Here is a 17689-nt window from a genome sequence, read left to right as displayed (position 1 = left end):
GCCGATCCCCGCATCACCTGCGCGACACGCCGAACTTCGCCCGCGTCACATCCCGCGCACTGTGCAACACGCGCAGCACCTCGATGCCATCACGGATGGGCCGATAGAACACCACGTAGCGCTTCACAGGAAACGCCCGCAGCTTGGGCGCCAACTCAAGCCGTTCGCGCCCCATCTCAGGCTGCGTGGCGAGCAAGGCCAGCTTGCCGTCGAGCATGTCCATGAACAGGTCGGCCTGCTGCTCGCTGTCATCGGCGATGTAAGCCCAAATATCCGCCAGATCGGCATGTGCCGATGGCCGCTTGCGGACTTGCGGCAAGCTCAGCCCCCGGCGGCGCTCACGCGTGCAGCACGGCGGCGCCGGCCTTCTGCCTTCACCTCGTGCATGTCCAGCGGCGTGGCGGGCCCGCTGTCGATGCCGGCCTGGATGTCGCCTCGCAGTCGCTGCAGCTTGGCCTCGCGTTGCGCGTCGTGGTCCTGCAGCATGCGCAGGCCATCGCGCACAACCTCGCTGGCGTTGTTGTAGCGGCCGCTTGCGATCTGCATCTTGACGAAGGTTTCGAAGTGCTCACCCAGAGCCACGCTGGTCGGCATGTGATCTCCTTTCACTAACTGTTAGTGATTATCCGCAGCCGGGCAAGCGGCGACAAGCTGGCCCACAATCCCCGCATGCCCTCCCCCCTGTTCGACGTGCAGACGCTCACCAAGCGCTACGGCACAGCCACCGTGGTCGACGACCTGTCGTTCTCCATCGCCCCGGGCGAATGCCTGGGCGTGATCGGCCCCAATGGCGCCGGCAAGACCACCACCATCCGCATGTGCCTGGGCCAGACGGCGCCGGACGCCGGCCGCATCACCTACCACGCCGCCGATGGCCGCGCGCTGCAGATGCCGCAGGACGCGCTGGCCATCAAGGCCGAGCTGGGCGTGGTGTCGCAGTCCGACACGCTGGACCCGGATTTCAGCTGCCGCGAGAACCTGCTGGTCTACGGCCGCTACTTCGGCCTGCCGCGCGCCACCATCGCCGCACGCGTTCCCCAACTGCTGGAGTTCGGCGCGCTGACGAGCAAGGCCGATGCCAGGCCGGTCGAGCTGTCCGGCGGCATGAGGCGACGGTTGAGCCTGGCGCGCGCGCTGGTCAACGACCCGCGCCTCCTGCTGCTGGACGAGCCCACCACCGGGCTGGACCCGCAGGCCCGCCACCTCATGTGGGAGCGGCTGCAGTTGCTGCTGCAGCAGGGCAAGTCCATCCTCTTGACCACGCACTTCATGGACGAGGCCGAGCGCTTGTGCTCGCGCCTGCTCGTGCTCGACCACGGCAGGAAAATCGCTGAAGGCAGGCCGCGCGACCTGATCGCCGAGCATCTGGAGCCCGATGTCGTCGAGGTCTATGGCAACGGCGCACTGGCACTGGCCAAGGACGCGGCCCACTCCCCGCTGCGTGCCTTGGCAGCGCGTGTGGAGGTCAGCGGCGAGACCGTGTTCTTCTATACCGCAGACGCCAAGCCGCTGCTCGCAGCGCTGGGCGTGCACACCCAGATGCGCACGCTGCACCGGCCGGCGAATCTGGAGGATCTGTTCCTCAAACTCACGGGCCGGCAGATTCGGGAAGACGCATGAGCATGAGCATGAGCATGAGCATGAACATCTGGCGTGCACCCGAACTGTCTTCCCGCTGGTGGCCGGTTTTCCTTCGCAACCTTTTGGTCTGGCGCAAGCTGGCCATCCCAAGTCTGGTCGGCAACATCGCCGAGCCGCTGATGTGGCTGGTGGCCTTCGGCTACGGCATGGGTGCGCTGGTGGGGCAGCTGCAGGTCGGGGGCGAGACGGTGCCCTACATCCTGTTCCTGGCCTCGGGCTCGATCTGCATGAGCGCGATGAACGCGGCCTCGTTCGAGGCGTTGTATTCGGCGTTCTCGCGTATGCACGTGCAGAAGACGTGGGAGGGCATCATGAACGCGCCGGTGAACCTGGACAACGTGGTGCTGGCCGAGCTGCTGTGGGCCGCGTTCAAGTCCATCTTCACCGTGACGGCCATCCTGTGCGTGATGCTCGCGCTGGGCATCAGCCACAGTTGGAAGCTGCTGGTGGCGCTGCCGGTGCTGCTGGCGGCCGGCATCATGTTCAGCGCCATCGCGCTGGTGTTCAACGCGCTGGCCAAGGGCTATGACTTCTTCACCTACTACTTCACGCTGGTGCTGACGCCGATGATGTTCCTGTCTGGGGTGTTCTTCCCGCGCGAGCAGCTGCCCGAGATCGTGCGGCTGATCTCGGATTGGCTGCCGCTGACCAACGCCGTGGAGCTGGTACGCCCGCTGTTCATGGACCGCTGGCCGGAGCACGCGCTGCGCCATGGGCTGGTGGTGGTGGGCTACGCCGTGGTCGCGTTCTGGGTGGCGCTGGCGATGACGCGCAAGCGGTTCAGGGGCTGAGCGCCTGAAGACCTGAACGCGCCGAGCACATACGGCGCCTCCGGCATGGCGCACTGACGGTGCATCAAGCATGCCCCGTCACCCCAGCCCCGCCAGCACCTCGTCCAGCCGCTCCACCAGCAGATCCGCATGCTCGCGCTGGAACACCAGCGGCGGGCGGATCTTCAGCACATTGGCGCCGGGGCCGGTGGCGCTCAGCAGCACCTGGCGCTGGCGCAGGCCGTTGACCACGCGCGCGGCCTCGGCCGTGGCCGGGGTCCGCGTGGCGCGGTCGGTGACCAGTTCGACGCCGACGAACAGGCCGGCGCCGCGCACCTCGCCCACCAGCGCGTGGCGCTGGCCCAGCGCGGCCAGGCGTTCGCGCAGGTAGCCGCCCACTTCGAGCGCTCGCTGCTGCAGCCCATCGTGCTGGATCACATCCAACACGGCCGACGCTGCAGCCATCGAGACGGGGTTGCCGCCGAAGGTGTTGAAGTAGCGGCTGGCCTGGCCGAAGGCCTGCATGACGCCTGGCCGCACCGCCAGACCGGCCACCGGGTGGCCGTTGCCCATCGGCTTGCCCATGGTCACGATGTCGGGCACCACGCCGTGGCGCTCAAAGCCCCAGAAGCATTCGCCGGTGCGGCCGAAACCGGGCTGCACCTCGTCGGCGATGAACACGCCGCCGGCCGCGCGCACGACCTCTACCGCCTCGCGCAGGAAGCCCCGCGGATCGGTGAACACGCCGTCGCTCGAGAAGACAGTGTCGACCAGCAGCGCGGCCGGCTTCAGGCCGTGCGCGTGAAGATCGGCGATGGCCGCACGCACGCCATCGGCAAAGCGCGGGCCGGTGTCGGCATCACCACCCTCTGGCGCATCCACCAGCCGCACGTGGTCGCCGAGCTGCACGTACTTGCCCAGTGACGGCGAGGCGCAGGCCAGCGCCGAGGTCACGCCGTGGTAGGCGAAGCGCGTGACGATGAGGCCCGTGCCGCCGCTGTGCGCGCAGGCGATGCGCATGGCCAGGTCGTTGGCCTCGCTGCCGGTGCAGGTGAAGGTGGCGTGGCCCAGTTCCGGTGGCATGGTGGCCAGCAGCCGCTCGGCGTAGTCGAGGATGCCCTCGTGCAGGTAGCGCGTGTGCGTGTTCAGCGTGGCGGCCTGGCGGGCGATGGCGTCCACCACGCGCGGGTGCGCATGGCCGACGCAGACCACGTTGTTGTAGGCGTCCAGCCAGGGCGTGCCGGCGGCGTCGTACAGCCACACGCCTTCGCCGCGGACGGGGTGGAAGGGCTCGTCGTAGAACAGGCGGTAGGCCGGGCCCAGCAGGCGGCCCCGGCGGGCCAGCATGTCGGCGTTGGTGGTCTCAGGCATGGGTAGCCTCCTGGGCCCGGCAGGCTGCGTAGATGGCCTCTTGCACCTGCTCCGGCGTGAGGTCTGCGCAGGCTGCGAGACGCGCCCACGAGACGGCGTTGTTGCGCATGAGGTAGCCCGCGTTGTCGGGCTGGCGGGCAGCGCGCCAGCCGCTGATGGCGACCACCATGGCCAGGCGGGCGCGCACCAGGTCGAGCAGCGCCAAGGTTTCCGCTTCCGTCAACGGTGACACCGCGTGGTAGTCGGCCGCGAACCGCGCGATGGTGGCCAGCGCGTCGCCCTGCGCGTCCAGGTGGTAGGAGGCCGCGACGGCCAGGTCGTCACCAGCGGCGCATGCACCATGTCGCCGAAGTCCAGGATGCCGGCCACGCGCGCGGGGTCGGCCGCATCGACCAGCAGGTTGTAGAGGTTGAAGTCGTTGTGGATGGGCTGGCGGCGCAAGGCGGCCAGTTGCGGCTTGGTGCGCTGCTCGAAGCCGTCGAGCGCGGCCTGCGCCAGCGCACGGCGCGCCGGGTCGGCCACGTGGACCAGCAGCGGGCGCACGCGGTCGGCACGCTGGATGTCCCACGGCAGTTCGCGGGCGGCAGCCGGGTGCGTGAGGCCGGCCAGCGCCTGGTCCAGCCGCGCCAGCATGCGGGCCACGTTGGTGCGCTGCGCGGCCGAGCGTGGCGCGTTCGGCATCGGCAGGCCTTCGAGGTAACTGAACACGCGGGCGACGCGGGTGCGGCCTTCGGCGTCTTCGATCTGGACGGACGGCGCGCCGTGCCGGTCCGGCTGCAGGCGCTGCACCGGCAGGTCGGGGTCGGTGGCGGCAATGTGCAGCAGCGCCTGGGTCTGAAAATCCGCGACCAGGGGGTCTTCATCCGGGTGCGACAGCTTGAGCATGCAGCGCGCGCCCCCATCGGCCGGCTGCAGCAGGAAGTTGGCGTCGCGCTCGCCCGTGAGCGGTGTGAGCTCGCCTTGAAGGCCATACAGGCGCAGCAGCAGGTCAGAGGCCCATGCCGTCGCGACGGGAGCGGGCGGCGCCGTCAGCACGGCGGCCTCTGGCAAGGCCGCGCGGATGGCGGCGTCGAGGTCGTGCGCCATCAAGCGGCGCCTCCATTCGACCGCGCCATCATCGGCATCAGGCCGTCAGCGCCCCAGCCGCCTTCGCTGGGCCGATGCCCGCAAGCGGGGCCCCTCGTCCGCGCGCTCATGCCGCCCCCTCAAACCCACCCAGCGCACTCGCCAGGTTCGGCCCCAGGTCTTCGGACAGGTACCCGCCCTCCTGCACCAGCACCGTCGGCAGGCCCAGCCGCGCGATCTCGCCGAGGATGCGGCCGAAGCCCGCCGTGCTGACGGCCAGCGCCTGGTAGGGGTCGTGCTCGTGCGCGTCCAGCCCCAGCGCCACCACCAGCGCGCCGGGCGCATAGGCGCGGATGGTGGCCAGGGCGGTGGCCAGCGCGGCGAGGAAGGCCTCGTCCTGCGTGCCGCGCGGCAGCGGCAGGTTCAGGTTGTAGCCCAGGCCCTCGCCCTCGCCCACCTCGTGCGCGTGGCCGGTGAAAAACGGCGTGCAGAAATGCGGGTCGCCATGCAGCGAAATCGTCAGCACGTCCCTGCGGCGCCAGAAGATGCCCTGCGTGCCGTTGCCATGGTGCACGTCGATGTCCAGGATGGCCACGCGGTCGTAGCGGCCGCGCAGGTGCTGGGCGGCGATGGCCGCGTTGTTCAGGTAGGTGAAGCCGTTGGCGCGGTCGGCATACGCATGGTGGCCCGGCGGGCGGCACAGCGCATAGGCGGCGGGCTCGCCGTCCAGCACCAGCTGCGCGGCGTGGGTGGCGACGTGGGCCGACCAGGTGGCGGCGTGCCAGGTGTGCTGGCCGATGGCGCATGCCATGTCGCCCATGTGGTAGCCGGCCTGGCCGACCAGGCTGTCGGGGTAGGTGAAGGGCTGGCCCGGGAACGGGTGCACGTTGGGCATGACCTCGTCGGACGCGCCTTCGAGCAGCTGCCAGCGCTCCCACGCCGTCTCCAGAAAGCGCAGGTACTGCGGTGTGTGGATGGCCGCGCGCGGGCCGGGGCCGTGGTCGTCGGGCGCCACGACCACGTGGCCCTGGGCGCGGGCGGCGTTCAGCAGCAGCGTGCCGCGTTCGGGCTGCTCGTTGCTGCGCTTCAGGCGCCCGCGGACGATGAACTGCTGCGGGTCGTGGCCGGTGTGCTGGTCGCTGTAGATGACGTGCATGGTGGGCTTTCAGTATTGGGGTTCGACGGTCCAGCTGATGGGGATCTCGGCCACGCTGGCGAGGCCGGCAGCTCCAGCGCCATGCGCGCGATGCGGGCCACGTCCTCCGGCTGCGTGGCGTGGCGCAGCTGCTCCGGCGTGAGGCCGGCCGCCATGTCGGTGGCGACGAAGCCCGGGCACAGCGCGGTGCAACGCACGCGCGCGCGATGGCCAGGCCGATGCCGCGGTTGCCGCCGCTCACCATGGCAACGCGTGCGTGGGCGGTCATCTCACGATTTGGTGAAGAGGCCGCTGGCATGGGCCTTGGCGTCCTCGAGATGAAAGCGCAGCGCGTGCTGCACGGCGTCCACGTCGCGCCGGGCCATCGCGTGGGCGATGGGGCGGTGCGTTTCGGCCAGGGCCTTGAGGTCGCCGTAGCTGTCTTCGCTCAGCGCGAGGAACATGCGCACCTCGGTCTGCAGGTTGTCGAACAGCCGGTGCAGGTAGTGGTTGCCCGAGAGCGCGCTGATCGCAAAGTGGAAGTCCAGGTCGAGCGCCACGCGCTCTCGCGACGCCAGCGTTTCCGCGCGTGCCACCATGTCGTCCACGCGCGCATCGAGCGCTGCCAGCTCGGCATCGCTGGCCAGCTGGCAGGCCAGCGCGGCGCCCAGCAGTTCGAGCTGGATGCGCACCTCGTACAGGTCGTTGACCTGCTTGGACGAGACCGTGCGCACCGCAAAGCCGTGGCGCGGGCGCGAGACCAGAAGGCCCAGGCTCTCCAGGCGGCGCGCGGCTTCGCGCACGGGCGCGCGGCTCACGCCCATCTGGCGCGCCAGCTCGGCCTCGACGATGCGCTCACCGGGCCCGATGCGGCCCGACAGGATGGCCTCCTGCAGCTGCGCCTCGACCACGCCGACCAGATCGGGCATCTGGATCGAGGAAAACGCGGGTGCTGGGGCGGCTTCGGCCCGGCTGAATGTCATGGTGGGTTTCCTGTCTCTCTTGTTGTAGCGTGCATCATGCCGGCCGCCGCGCCCGCGCCAGGTACACCCCGGCGACCGCGATCAGCGCCATGCCGGCCAGCGCCAGGGCGTCCGGCGGACGCTGGAACCACAGCGTGCTGATCAAGACCGCCAGCAGCAGCTGCACGTAGTTGAGAGGCGCCAGCGTGGCCGCGCCGACACGGCGGAACGCGGCCAGCAGCAACAGCTGCGCGCTGCCGCTCACGGCGCCCCCGGCGATCAGCAGCGCCATCTCGGGCCACGGTGGAATCACGATCTGCGGCATGAACAGCACCGGCAGATTGGTGATGACCAGGCAGGCCAGCGCCATGTGCGCGAACTGCACCGGCGCCGCCACCAGGCCGGAGAGCCGGCGCGTGAGCACCTGGAACAGCGCATAGCACACCGCAGACACCGCCATCAGCAACGTGCCCACCAGCGGCAGGCTGCCGCCCGGTCGCACGATGCACAGCATGCCGGCGAAGCCCAGCAGCACCGCCGTCCATTGCGCGCGGCCCACACGCTCGCCCAGCAGCCAGGGCGACAGCGCCACCATGATCAGCGGCGCCGTGAAGTAAATGGCCGTGGCCTCGGCCAGCGGCATGGTCACCAGCGCGGTCATGAAGCAGGTGGCCACGATGCCCAGTGCCACGCTGCGCGCCGTCAGCAGCTTCTGGTGCGGCTGGCGCCACAGCTTGAGGTCGCCGTGGCGCAGCAGCAGCACCAACGCGATGGTGCCGATGGCGGTGTAGCGGCCCAGGTTGACGACGGCCGGCGCGTAACTGGCCACCATCTGTTTGGCGAAGGCGTCGTAGGCCGCGAACAGCACGAGTGCGCACAGGAACAGCGCGATGCCCGTGGCCGCGCTGTCGCTGCGTGGCGCGGCTGCAGGCCGCTGGACAGCGCTCATGGGAATCCCTGCGCGCACTGCCCTGCGGTGCGCGCGTGCTGGGGGCCGCCCGGCGCATCGCTCACCCTTGCAGCCCCTCCAGGAACGCATCGAGCGCCGCGCCGATGGCGCCCACCATGTAGCCGCCCTCTTGCACCACCACGGTGGGCAGGCCCAGCGCGCGCACGCGGGCACCGGCCAGGCGGAAGGCTTCCATGTCGAACTTCAGCACGCTGATCGGGTCGTCCTTGTAGGTGTCGAAGCCCAGCGGCATCACCAGAGCCTGCGGCTGGAAGCGCTCGATCGCGGCCACGGCCGTGTCCAGCGCGCTGGCGAACGCCGCGTTGCCGCTGCCATGGGCCAGCGGCAGGTTCAGGTTGCAACCCTCGCCTTCGCCGGTGCCGCGCTCGTGCGCGTAGCCGGTGTACCAGGGGTAGTAGCCGGCCGGGTCGGCGTGGGTGGAGACGGTCAGCACATCGGCGCGCTCGTAGAAGATCTGCTGCGTGCCGTCGCCATGGTGGGCGTCGATGTCCAGCACGGCCACGCGGGCGTGCGTCTGGCGCAGCGTGGCGGCGGCGATCGCGCTGTTGTTGACGTAGCAGAAGCCGCCGGCGCGCGCATGCTGGGCGTGGTGGCCCGAAGGCCGGCACAGCGCATAGGCGACGCCGCCCCTGGCCCGCACCGTCTCGGCCGCCGCCAGCGCGGCATGGGCCGAACGCAGTACCGAGCGCCAGGTGTGCGGGCCGATCGGGCAGGCCAGGTCGCCGATGTACCAGCCAGTCTGCGCGATGACCGAGGGCGATGGGCACGGGCCGAGCCGGGCCCCGTGCGGCGACAGATTGGGCAGCACCTCGATGCCGGGTTCCAGCCCCGGGCTGCCGAGCTGTTGCCAGCGCTCGTAGGCGGTCTGCAGAAAGTCCAGGTAGTCGGCGCTGTGCACCAGCTCCAGCGCAGCGCGGCCGGCATCCGGCGGGGTGCTGACGGTGATGCCGCGTGCGCCCAGCGTGCCCATGAGTGCCTCGGCCCGCGTGGGCAGGTCGGTGGGCTTGCAGATGCGGCCCAGGCGCATGAACTGCTGCGGGTCGTGCAGCAGCTGGTCGTCGGAGAAGAAGGCTTGCATGGTCAACCCTTCATTTCCGCGTCGAAACGGTCCATCGCACGCGTGAGGCGCGCGAACAGATCGGCCAGCTCGGCGGCCGTGATGATGAGCGGCGGGCACAGGCCCATGGTGTCGCCCATGGCGCGCACGATGAGGCCCTCTTCCAGCGCGATCGTGGCCAGGCGAAAGCCGGCCTTGTGCTCGGGCGCGAACGGCGTGCGTGCGGCCTTGGCGGCCACCAATTCCAGCGCGCCGATCAGGCCCACGCTGCGCGCGTGGCCAACCCAGGGCCGGCTAGCGAACGACTGCAAGCCGGCCGCAAATGCGGGAGCGAGCGCCTGCACGTGCTCGACGATCTTCTCGTCCTCGTAGACCTTCAGCGCCTCCAGCGCCACCGCGCAGGCGACCGGGTGGCCCGAGTAGGTGTAGCCGTGGCCGAAGCTGCCCAGCTTGCCGCTGTGCGCAGCAATCGCGCTGTGCACCTTCTCGTTGACCATCACCGCCGAGATCGGCACGTAGCCCGACGACAGCGCCTTGGCGCAGGTGAGGATGTCGGGCTGGATGCCGTAGGTGGTGCTGCCGAACATGTTGCCGGTGCGGCCGAACCCGCAGATCACCTCGTCCGCGATCATCAGCACGTCGTACTTGCGCAAGACCCCCTGCACCCTCTCGAAGTAGCCGGCCGGCGGCAGCATGACGCCACCTGCGCCCATCACCGGCTCGGCGATGAAGGCGGCCACGGTCTCGGGGCCTTCGGCCAGGATGCGTTCTTCCAGCTGCGCGGCAAGCCGTGTGGAGAAGTCCTGCTCGGTCTCGCCGGGCTGGCTGTAGCGGTAGTGGTGCGGGCAGTCCACATGCAGGAAGCGCGCGATCGGCAGATCGAAGTCGCGGTGGTTGCTGTCCAGCCCGCCCATGCTGGCGGCCGCCACCGTCACGCCGTGGTAAGCATTGCGCCGCGCGATGATTTTTTTCTTGGCCGGCTGGCCGATGGCGTTGTGGTAGTACCAGACCATCTTGGCCGCGCTGTCGTTGGCCTCGGAGCCCGAGTTGGCAAAGAACACGCGGGCCATCGGCACCGGCGCCAGCGCCAGCAGCCGCTCGGCCAGATCGGCCACCGCCACGTTGGTGCGCTGGTTGAACGTGTGGTAGTACGGCAGCGTCTTCAAAGCCTTGGCGCCGGCATCGGCCAGCCGCTGGTTCGAGAAGCCCAGCGAGGCGCACCACAGGCCGGACATGCCCTCCACATAGCGCTTGCCCTGGTCGTCGATGACGTGGATGCCGTCGCCCCCCACGATGACCAGCGGCGGCGTGTGCGGCAGCGCGGCGAGGTTGGTGTAGGAGTGCAGGTGTGTGGCGACGTCTTTGTCGCCGGTGCTCAGGGGTTGGGTCATCGGGTTCCTTCGGTGTCGGCGCGACAGGGTTCGAGACGCGCCAGGTTGTCGTGGGTCTGACGCGCGATGGCCTCGGGGCCGGTGCGCGTGGCGATGTGCGGCGTGACCGTAATGCGCGGATGCTGCCAGTACGGGTGGGCGGACGGTAGTGGTTCTTCGGTGAAGGCGTCCAGCACGGCCGAGACAAGGCGGCCGCTGTCGAGCGCGGCGAGCAAATCGGCCTGCACCAGGTGCGCGCCCCGGCCGGCGTTGACCAGGCGCGCGCCTTGCGGCAACTGTGCGAACAGGTCGGCATTCAGGATGCCGCGCGTGCCGTCGTTCAGCGGCAGCAGACAGACCAGCGTGTCGCAGCCGGCGAGAAACGCAGCGCGGCCGGCGTCGCCGTGAAAGGCCTCGATGCCGGCCGGCAACCCGGCCTTGGGCGAGCGGCTCCAGCCGCGCACCGCGTAGCCGATGGCCACCAGCGTGCGGGCCGCCGATTGGCCCAGCACGCCCAGGCCGGCGACGCCGACGCGGTGGCGGCCCGGCGTCACGATGGGCGCTTCCTCCCACCTGCTTCGGCGCTGGTTGTCCAGGTAGCGGCCCATGTGGCGCTGGCCGTGCACCACGGCCCAGGCCACATAGGCGTTCATGCCGGCGGCCATCTCGGGGTCGACGATGCGGCAGACCGGCACGTCGGGCAACGACGGGTCGCGCGTGATGTGGTCGGTGCCGGCGCCGATGGACTGCACCAGCCGCAGGCGCGGCATGCGCGCCAGCAGGCCGGGCGGCGGCGACCAGCAGACCACAGTGTCGATGTCGTCGAGGTGGCCGAGTTGCTGCACGCGGATATCGGCCAAGCGCAGTTCGGCTTGCGGAAAGCGCGCGCGGAAGGCCGGCACCAGGTAGTCCATGGCGATCTGGTCCGACACCAGGGCGATGCAGCGGCGGGTGGCGATGCCTGCGGCTGCGGCTGCGGCGCGGGCGCCTTCAGGTGGCCGGTCGCCACTCATGCGGCCACCGCCTCTAGCGCCGCCGCCGACAACCTCGGCTGCGCCTCGATCAGCGTGCGCGTGTAGGCGTGCTGCGGGTCGGCCAGCACCTTGGCCGTCTCGCCATACTCGACGATCTCGCCGCGCTGCATGACGGCGATGTGGTCGCACATCTCACCGGCCACGCGCAGGTCGTGCGTGATGAAGACCATGGCCAGCTGGAAGCGCTGGCGCACCTCGGCAAACAGCTTCAAGACCTGAGCCTGCACCGACACGTCGAGCGCGGACACCGGCTCGTCGGCCACCAGCAATTGCGGCTCCATGGCCAGTGCGCGGGCGATGCCGATCCGCTGGCGCTGCCCGCCCGAGAACTCGTGCGGGAAGCGGTCTGCCGCCTCGGGGCCCAGGCCCACCAGCTGCAACAGTTCATGCGCCCGGGCCATGGCTTTGTCTTTCGACAGGCCCTGCGCAATCGGCCCTTGCGCGATGGCCGCGCCGATGCGGTGGCGCGGGTTCAGCGAGGCGTACGGGTCCTGGAACACCATCTGGATCTTGCCCTGCGCCTGCGCGCGGTACTGCGCACCCGGCTGCATGGCCTGGCCCTTGAACAGCACGCGCCCGCTGTCGAACGGCGCCAGGCCGACGATGCAGCGACCGACCGTGGACTTGCCCGAACCGGATTCGCCGACCAGGCCCAGCGTCTCGCCGCGCCGCACGTCGAACGACAGGCCCTTGGCCGCCTCCACACGCCGGCCCTTCTTGAACAGGCTGCCACCGGTCACATAGGTCTTGCGCAAGTCCTGCACCTGCAGGACGTGGTTGACATCGCGCCCGTCGGCCGGCGCACGCATGGTGCCCTGCGGGATGGCGGCGATCAGCCTGCGCGTGTAGGCATGCTGCGGCCGCGCCAGCACGGCGGCAGCGGGGCCGGATTCAACCACCTCGCCCGTCTGCATGACGACGACGTGGTCGGCGATCTCGGACACCACGCCGAAGTCGTGGGTGATGAAGAGCACGGCCGTGCCCTTGCGCTGCTGCAGTTCGCGGATGAGCTTCAAGATCTGCGCCTGCGTGGTCACGTCCAGCGCGGTGGTGGGCTCGTCGCAGATCAGCAGCGCGGGCTCCAGGACCAGCGCGCAGGCGATCACCACGCGCTGGCGTTGGCCGCCCGACAGGCGAAACGGGTAGCTGTCGATCAACAGCTCGGGCTCTGGCAGGCCGACGTCGGTCAGCGCCGCGAGGATGCGCCGGCGCTTCTCGGCGCTGCCGATCTGCACGTGCGCATCGAACACCTCGGCGATCTGCTCGCCGATGCGCATGACAGGGTTCAGCGCCGTCATCGGCTCCTGGAACACCATGCCCATGCGCCGGCCGCGCAGCGTGCGCAGTTGGTCTTCGCTTAACTGCAGCAGGTCGTGCCCGTCGAACAGGATGCGGCCGGCCACCGGCTCGACCTGCGGGCGCGGCAGCAGGCCCATGATGGCGTTGGCGATCATCGACTTGCCCGAGCCGGATTCGCCGACGACGCACAGCGTCTGCCCCGGCAGCAGCTGCAGCGAGGCGCCCTGCACGGCCAGCGCGCGGTCGGCACCAAAGGGCAGGCGGATGTCCAGGGCCTGGATGTCGAGCACGGGTGGGGCGATCGGTTCCATCTTCATTTCCCTCTCCCATCGGCGCGCGCGTTCAGGCCATCGTTCAGGCCTTCACCGACCAGGTTCAGGGCCAGCACCGTCAGCAAGATGGCGAGGCCGGGGAACACCGCCATCCACCAGGCCTGGCGCAGCACCGAGCGGGCCGAGCCGACCATGTAGCCCCAGCTCATCTGGTTCGGATCGCCCAGGCCGAGGAAGCTCAACGACGATTCGAGCAGGATGGCCGTGGCCACCATCAGCGAGGCCATGACGACGATCGGCGAGGCCGCATTCGGCAAGATCTGCGTCAAGATGATGCGCGGCGTGGACTGGCCCGCCAGCTGCGCTGCCGCCACGAAGTCGCGCTGGCGCAGCGTGAGGAATTCGCTGCGCACCAGCCGCGCCACCGGCGGCCACGACACCACCGCGATGGCCGTGACGATGGACTGCACCGAGGGCTCGAAAATGGCCACCAGCACGATGGCCAGCGCGAAACTGGGAATCGCCTGGAACAGCTCGGTGAAGCGCATCAGCGTGGCGTCGACCCAGCCGCCGAAGTAGCCAGAAACGGCGCCGACGCCCACCCCGATCAGCAGCGACACCACGGTGGAGACGACGCCGATCAGCAGCGACACGCGCGCGCCGGCAACGATGCCCGAGAGGATGTCGCGGCCCATGGTGTCGGTGCCCAGCGGCATGCCCTGCTCGGCCAGGGGCGCGGCGAACGGCATGCCGGCCATGTCCCACGGGTCGTTCTGTGTGATGAAGGGGCCGAGCACGGTGACCAGCGCCACCAGCATCAGCACGATGAGGCCGAAGACGGCGCCCTTGTTGCGGCAAAAGCGCCGCCAGAAGTTGCTTTTCATGGGGGCTCCTCAGCTCAGCTCGATGCGCGGGTCCACGAGCGTGTAGACGAAATCGGTGATCAGGTTGAACAGCACGGCCATGGCCGCGGTGAACAGGAAGCAGCCCAGCAGCAGGTTGTAGTCACGCTGCAGCAGCGCGTCGAACATCAGCCGGCCGATGCCGGGCCAGGCGAACACGGTCTCGGTCAGCACGGCGCCGCCGATCATGCCGCCGGCCTGGATGCCGGCCAGCGTGACCACCGGCAGCAGCGCGTTGCGCAGGATGTGCTTGCGCTGGATGCGGCCGGGCGGCACGCCCTTGGCGCGGGCGGTCTTCACGAAATCCATCTGCGCCACCTCCAGCATGGCGGCGCGCGTCATGCGGGCGTAGACGGCCATGTAGAACAGGCCCAGCGTGCCGGCCGGCAGGATCAGGTGCTTGGCGATGTCCAACACGTGGGCCATGCCGGTGAGATCGGCGCCCACGGTGAAGAAGCCGAAGGCGGGCAGCAGGTCCATCTGCACGGTGAACACCAGCACGGCCATCATCGCCAGCCAATACAGAGGCGTGGCGTAGAAGACCAGCGCCACGACGGTGATGGCGCTGTCGATCCATTGGCCGGCATAGCGGCTGGCCAGCGCGCCCAGGCCGATGCCCATGGCCAGCGACAGGGCGAAGGCGGTGCCGGTCAAGAGCAGCGTGGCGGGCAGCCGGTCGAGGATCAGATCGACCACCGGCTGCTGCTGGCGGTACGAGTAGCCCAGGTCGAGCTGCACCACATGGCCCAGGTAATTGATCAATTGCACGGGCAGCGGCTGGTCCAGCCCGAACTGCGCGCGCAACTGCGCCACGAACTGCGGGTCGGACGCCCCGGCCTCGCCGGCCATGATGGACACCGGGTCGCCCGGCGCGGCACGCACCAGCATGAAGTTGACGGTGGCGATCACCAGCAGGGCCAACAGGCCTTGCAGGATTCGCACGGACATGAACTGGAGTCGTTTCATCGCTTGGATTCCATGGCGCACCGCGTGGCACGGCGCTGTTCCGAAGGGCGCGAGCAGGCCAGGCCAAGGCACCTTTGGCCCTGGCTCTGCCAGTCCGCTGGGGAGGCCTTGCAGGCCGCGCCGGGCCAGTGGCCCGGCCCCTCGCCAGGCACAAATGGTCCACTGGACCTTTTGTGTCCGGGCTCGGCCCCCTTCGCGCAGCGCAACGGGGTTGGCGGAGCGCGCAGCGCGGAGACTGGGGGTTGTTACGCGAGCTTCACCCGGCCCAGGCTGTCGTTCAGGCCGATGCCCGAGCTGACGACGTTCTGGATCTTGCTGCGGTACAGCGTTGGGAAGTTGATCTCGTGCAGCCAGGCCACCGGCACCTCATCGACCAGGATCTTCTGCGCCTGCAGGTAGATGGCCTTGCGCTTGGCCGGGTCGCTCTCGCGCGCACCGGCGGCGAACAGCTCGTCGACCTTGGGGTTCACGTAGCCGGCTACGTTGTTGAACGGCGAGCCCTTGGCGATGTTGTCGCTGGTGTAGTTGCGGCCCACGCCCAGCGCCGGGTCGCCGTACTGGTAGACGTAGGTGAAGGCGAGGTCGAAATCCCACTCGTTGCAGCGCTGGTTCCAGCCGGCCACGTCGGTGGCGACGGTCTCGATCTTGATGCCGGCCTGCGTCAGGTTCTGGCGCACGATCTCGGCCTGGCGCTGCCACGATTCGCCATAGGGCAGGGGCAGCAGGCGGATGGTCTCGCCCTTGTAGCCGGACTCGGCCAGCAGGGCCTTGGCCTTGGCCAGATCGCGCGGGTATTTGGTGACGTCGGCGCTGTAGTGCGCAATGTTGCTGTTGAACGGGCCGGTGGCCGGCTTGGCGTAGCCGTACCAGGCGATCTTGGCCATGGCTTCGCGGTCGATGGCCGTCCACACCGCCTGGCGGAACTTCACGCTGTTCATCGGCGCGGTGCGGTTGTTCATCCACAGCCAGCTGTGCGGCGCGAAGAATTCCCAGCCCTTGGTGGTGACGGCGGCACCCGGCAGCTTGGCCAAGCGGCCCACGTCGAAGTATTCGACCGTGCCGCCCGGCGCGATGTCGACCTTGCCCGATTCGAATGCGGCGGCGCGCGCGGCGGCGTCAGGGATCACATGGAAGTACACGCTCTCCACATTGACGGCGCCGGCCTGGTGGTAGTCGGGGTTGGCGACCAGGTGGATGTAGCTGCCCTTGGCCCATTCCTTGAACTTCAGCGGGCCGGTGCCGATGGGCGTGGCATTGGCCGGGTTGGTCAGGAAGTCGGTGCCCTCGTACAGGTGCTTGGGCACCATGGGCATGGTGCCGTTCTCGAAGATGCCCATGAACGGGCCGAACGGCTGCTTGAGCTTGAATTCGACCGTCAGCGTGTCGAGCGCCTTGATCGATTCCACATGCGCCAGGCTGGCGCGGAAGCGTGCGTGCGTCTTGCGTAGGAACACGTCGCACGAGAACACCACGTCGGCCGAGGTGAAGGGCTTGCCGTCGTGCCATTTCACGCCCGGCTTGAGCTTGAAGACGTAGGTCAGCGCGTCGGGGCTGACCGTCCACGAGGTCGCCAGCTGGGGCTGCGGCTGCAGCTTGTCGTCGTAGCGCAGCAGGCCTTCGTAGATGTTGCCGGAGATCAGCTGCGTCGGGCCGTTCTGCACGATGCCCATCATCAGGCCCGGCGGCTCGGGCTGCACCATCACATTGACCACGCCCTTCTTGGCTTGCGCCAGACTGTGCAGAGGCACGCCGGCGATCGACAGGCCGAGGGCGGCGGAGCTGGCTTGGAGCAGGTGGCGGCGTTGCATCGTGGCGGTCCTTTCAGTGGGGATGTGGGGGAGCAGGAGTCAGCGGGAATCAGTCGCGGAACGAGGCGCTGGTCGGCGCTTCGAGCCGCTGCAGCAGCGCACGCCATTCGCGGGCATAGGGGTCGGTGGGCACGGCGGCCAGGCGGTTGGTGTCACCGCTGGCGTACTGCTGCGCGGTCAGCTCGCACACCTCTTCGGGCACCGGGTAGATGGCCTGGCCGGTGCCCTGGACGGCGATCTGCACGCGGCAGGCGCGCTCCAGGTTGTGCATCAGGATGAAGCCCTCGGCCACGCTGCGGCCCAGCGTCACCAGGCCGTGGTTGCGCAGGATCAGCGCGCGGTGCGTGGCGCCCAGATCGGCCACCAGGCGCTCGCGCTCGGCATGGTTCAGCGCGATGCCTTCGTAGTCGTGATACGCCACGCGGTTGTGGAACTGCAACGCCCACTGGTTGCACGGCTGCAGGCCACCGGCCAGAGAGGACACGGCCACGCCCGCCACCGTGTGGGTGTGCAGCACGCAGACGGCGTCGTGCCGGGCGGCGTGCACGGCGCTGTGGATGGTGAAACCGGCGGGGTTCACGTCGTAGCCATTGGGCTCGACGATGTGGCCCGCCAGGTCGATCTTGACGAGGGAGCTTGCCGTGATGTCGCGAAACAGCATGCCGAAGGGGTTGATCAGGAACTGGTCGTCCGTGCCCGGCACGCGCGCGGAGATGTGGGTGTAGATGCTGTCGTCCATGCCGTAGAGCGCCACCAACCGGTAGGCTGCGGCCAAGTCTTCACGGACCTGGCGCTCGGCGTCCGACGGCGCGTGGCCCGAAGACACCTGCAGTGTGGTCTGCGAAGGGGCAAGCGCGTGCAAGGTAGGGCTGCGGGTGGCGGTGGTCATGGAGTTCTGGAAGCCTGTGGTTGTCTGCCGGAAGTTGTTTGTCATCTGTCGACAGCTGACATCATGCAGATTGCATGCCAGCCAGAACATCCGCAAATACCCGTTGATCGTGCGCAAAGTGGTTGCAAATACTGCAAAAGTGCACCAGCGCCGTGCGCCGAGTTCATGAGCGTGCGCA

18 protein-coding genes are annotated in these 17689 nt (G+C 69.2%); 2 read left to right on the top strand and 16 right to left on the bottom strand.

The window, feature by feature from the left end:
* Positions 1-13 precede the first annotated feature (13 nt).
* Both AC099J_RS01835 and AC099J_RS01830 read right to left on the bottom strand, forming a co-directional pair.
* Complete coding sequence (locus AC099J_RS01835) at positions 14-319, bottom strand: type II toxin-antitoxin system RelE/ParE family toxin (protein WP_479613491.1); 306 nt, start codon at positions 317-319, stop codon at positions 14-16.
* 2 nt (positions 320-321) lie between these two features.
* Positions 322-594: a type II toxin-antitoxin system ParD family antitoxin gene (locus AC099J_RS01830; protein WP_479613490.1), complete on the bottom strand. Its 273-nt coding sequence runs from the start codon at positions 592-594 to the stop codon at positions 322-324.
* A gap of 75 nt (positions 595-669) precedes the next feature.
* Between AC099J_RS01830 and AC099J_RS01825 the strand changes: the two genes are divergently transcribed.
* Both AC099J_RS01825 and AC099J_RS01820 read left to right on the top strand, forming a co-directional pair.
* Complete coding sequence (locus AC099J_RS01825; protein WP_479613489.1) at positions 670-1620, top strand: ATP-binding cassette domain-containing protein; 951 nt, start codon at positions 670-672, stop codon at positions 1618-1620.
* 14 nt (positions 1621-1634) lie between these two features.
* Positions 1635-2432, top strand: coding sequence for an ABC transporter permease (locus AC099J_RS01820; protein ID WP_479613488.1), 798 nt, complete (start codon positions 1635-1637; stop codon positions 2430-2432).
* Positions 2433-2510: 78 nt separating this feature from the next.
* Here AC099J_RS01820 and AC099J_RS01815 read toward each other — a convergent pair whose 3' ends face one another.
* The 14 genes from AC099J_RS01815 to AC099J_RS01750 all read right to left on the bottom strand — a co-directional run bounded on the left by AC099J_RS01815 (position 2511) and on the right by AC099J_RS01750 (position 17511).
* Positions 2511-3782, bottom strand: a complete 1272-nt coding sequence (locus AC099J_RS01815; RefSeq protein WP_479613487.1) for an aspartate aminotransferase family protein — start codon at positions 3780-3782, stop codon at positions 2511-2513.
* Positions 3775-4005 (bottom strand): hypothetical protein, encoded by a 231-nt coding sequence (locus AC099J_RS01810; RefSeq protein ID WP_479613486.1) that lies wholly within the window; start codon positions 4003-4005, stop codon positions 3775-3777. The genes AC099J_RS01815 and AC099J_RS01810 overlap by 8 nt, the downstream gene beginning before the upstream one ends.
* Complete coding sequence (locus AC099J_RS01805) at positions 4002-4868, bottom strand: phosphotransferase (RefSeq protein WP_479613485.1); 867 nt, start codon at positions 4866-4868, stop codon at positions 4002-4004. The genes AC099J_RS01810 and AC099J_RS01805 overlap by 4 nt, the downstream gene beginning before the upstream one ends.
* A gap of 106 nt (positions 4869-4974) precedes the next feature.
* On the bottom strand, positions 4975-6003 hold the full coding sequence (locus tag AC099J_RS01800) for a histone deacetylase family protein (protein WP_479613484.1): 1029 nt from the start codon (positions 6001-6003) through the stop codon (positions 4975-4977).
* Positions 6004-6272: 269 nt separating this feature from the next.
* Positions 6273-6965, bottom strand: a complete 693-nt coding sequence (locus AC099J_RS01795; RefSeq protein WP_479613483.1) for a GntR family transcriptional regulator — start codon at positions 6963-6965, stop codon at positions 6273-6275.
* A gap of 34 nt (positions 6966-6999) precedes the next feature.
* On the bottom strand, positions 7000-7893 hold the full coding sequence (locus AC099J_RS01790) for a DMT family transporter (protein ID WP_479613482.1): 894 nt from the start codon (positions 7891-7893) through the stop codon (positions 7000-7002).
* Positions 7894-7954: 61 nt separating this feature from the next.
* Complete coding sequence (locus AC099J_RS01785; protein WP_479613481.1) at positions 7955-8992, bottom strand: histone deacetylase family protein; 1038 nt, start codon at positions 8990-8992, stop codon at positions 7955-7957.
* A 2-nt stretch (positions 8993-8994) separates the two neighbouring features.
* Positions 8995-10362: an aminotransferase gene (locus tag AC099J_RS01780; protein WP_479613480.1), complete on the bottom strand. Its 1368-nt coding sequence runs from the start codon at positions 10360-10362 to the stop codon at positions 8995-8997.
* Positions 10359-11255: a 2-hydroxyacid dehydrogenase gene (locus AC099J_RS01775; RefSeq protein ID WP_479613818.1), complete on the bottom strand. Its 897-nt coding sequence runs from the start codon at positions 11253-11255 to the stop codon at positions 10359-10361. Before AC099J_RS01775 ends, AC099J_RS01780 begins: the two co-directional genes overlap by 4 nt.
* Before the next feature lie 95 nt (positions 11256-11350).
* Positions 11351-12985 carry an ABC transporter ATP-binding protein gene (locus AC099J_RS01770; protein ID WP_479613479.1) on the bottom strand — a complete coding sequence of 545 codons (1635 nt, stop codon included), beginning with the start codon at positions 12983-12985 and terminating at the stop codon, positions 11351-11353.
* A 2-nt stretch (positions 12986-12987) separates the two neighbouring features.
* Positions 12988-13830, bottom strand: coding sequence for an ABC transporter permease (locus AC099J_RS01765; protein ID WP_479613478.1), 843 nt, complete (start codon positions 13828-13830; stop codon positions 12988-12990).
* 9 nt (positions 13831-13839) lie between these two features.
* Positions 13840-14814 (bottom strand): ABC transporter permease, encoded by a 975-nt coding sequence (locus AC099J_RS01760; RefSeq protein WP_479613477.1) that lies wholly within the window; start codon positions 14812-14814, stop codon positions 13840-13842.
* A gap of 245 nt (positions 14815-15059) precedes the next feature.
* Complete coding sequence (locus AC099J_RS01755) at positions 15060-16622, bottom strand: ABC transporter substrate-binding protein (RefSeq protein ID WP_479613476.1); 1563 nt, start codon at positions 16620-16622, stop codon at positions 15060-15062.
* Between the two features lie 49 nt (positions 16623-16671).
* Complete coding sequence (locus AC099J_RS01750) at positions 16672-17511, bottom strand: class II aldolase/adducin family protein (protein ID WP_479613475.1); 840 nt, start codon at positions 17509-17511, stop codon at positions 16672-16674.
* Between the last annotated feature and the right edge of the window lie 178 nt (positions 17512-17689).

The sequence above is a fragment of the Rhodoferax sp. RT4P68 genome (genome assembly GCF_056521305.1).
The sequence above is the reverse complement of the archived record's forward strand: the minus strand, read 5'-3'. Positions and strand labels throughout refer to the sequence as shown.

Bases quoted from the DNA above. Each gene is read 5' to 3' on its own strand.
- AC099J_RS01820 (WP_479613488.1), top strand. From the start codon at position 1,635: ATGAGCATGAACATCTGGCGTGCACCCGAACTGTCTTCCCGCTGGTGG.
- AC099J_RS01815 (WP_479613487.1), bottom strand. From the start codon at position 3,782: ATGCCTGAGACCACCAACGCCGACATGCTGGCCCGCCGGGGCCGCCTG.
- AC099J_RS01805 (WP_479613485.1), bottom strand. From the start codon at position 4,868: ATGGCGCACGACCTCGACGCCGCCATCCGCGCGGCCTTGCCAGAGGCC.
- AC099J_RS01830 (WP_479613490.1), bottom strand. From the start codon at position 594: ATGCCGACCAGCGTGGCTCTGGGTGAGCACTTCGAAACCTTCGTCAAG.
- AC099J_RS01825 (WP_479613489.1), top strand. From the start codon at position 670: ATGCCCTCCCCCCTGTTCGACGTGCAGACGCTCACCAAGCGCTACGGC.
- AC099J_RS01755 (WP_479613476.1), bottom strand. From the start codon at position 16,622: ATGCAACGCCGCCACCTGCTCCAAGCCAGCTCCGCCGCCCTCGGCCTG.
- AC099J_RS01775 (WP_479613818.1), bottom strand. From the start codon at position 11,255: ATGGACTACCTGGTGCCGGCCTTCCGCGCGCGCTTTCCGCAAGCCGAA.
- AC099J_RS01785 (WP_479613481.1), bottom strand. From the start codon at position 8,992: ATGCAAGCCTTCTTCTCCGACGACCAGCTGCTGCACGACCCGCAGCAG.
- AC099J_RS01750 (WP_479613475.1), bottom strand. From the start codon at position 17,511: ATGACCACCGCCACCCGCAGCCCTACCTTGCACGCGCTTGCCCCTTCG.
- AC099J_RS01765 (WP_479613478.1), bottom strand. From the start codon at position 13,830: ATGAAAAGCAACTTCTGGCGGCGCTTTTGCCGCAACAAGGGCGCCGTC.
- AC099J_RS01760 (WP_479613477.1), bottom strand. From the start codon at position 14,814: ATGAAACGACTCCAGTTCATGTCCGTGCGAATCCTGCAAGGCCTGTTG.
- AC099J_RS01800 (WP_479613484.1), bottom strand. From the start codon at position 6,003: ATGCACGTCATCTACAGCGACCAGCACACCGGCCACGACCCGCAGCAG.
- AC099J_RS01770 (WP_479613479.1), bottom strand. From the start codon at position 12,985: ATGGAACCGATCGCCCCACCCGTGCTCGACATCCAGGCCCTGGACATC.
- AC099J_RS01780 (WP_479613480.1), bottom strand. From the start codon at position 10,362: ATGACCCAACCCCTGAGCACCGGCGACAAAGACGTCGCCACACACCTG.
- AC099J_RS01790 (WP_479613482.1), bottom strand. From the start codon at position 7,893: ATGAGCGCTGTCCAGCGGCCTGCAGCCGCGCCACGCAGCGACAGCGCG.
- AC099J_RS01795 (WP_479613483.1), bottom strand. From the start codon at position 6,965: ATGACATTCAGCCGGGCCGAAGCCGCCCCAGCACCCGCGTTTTCCTCG.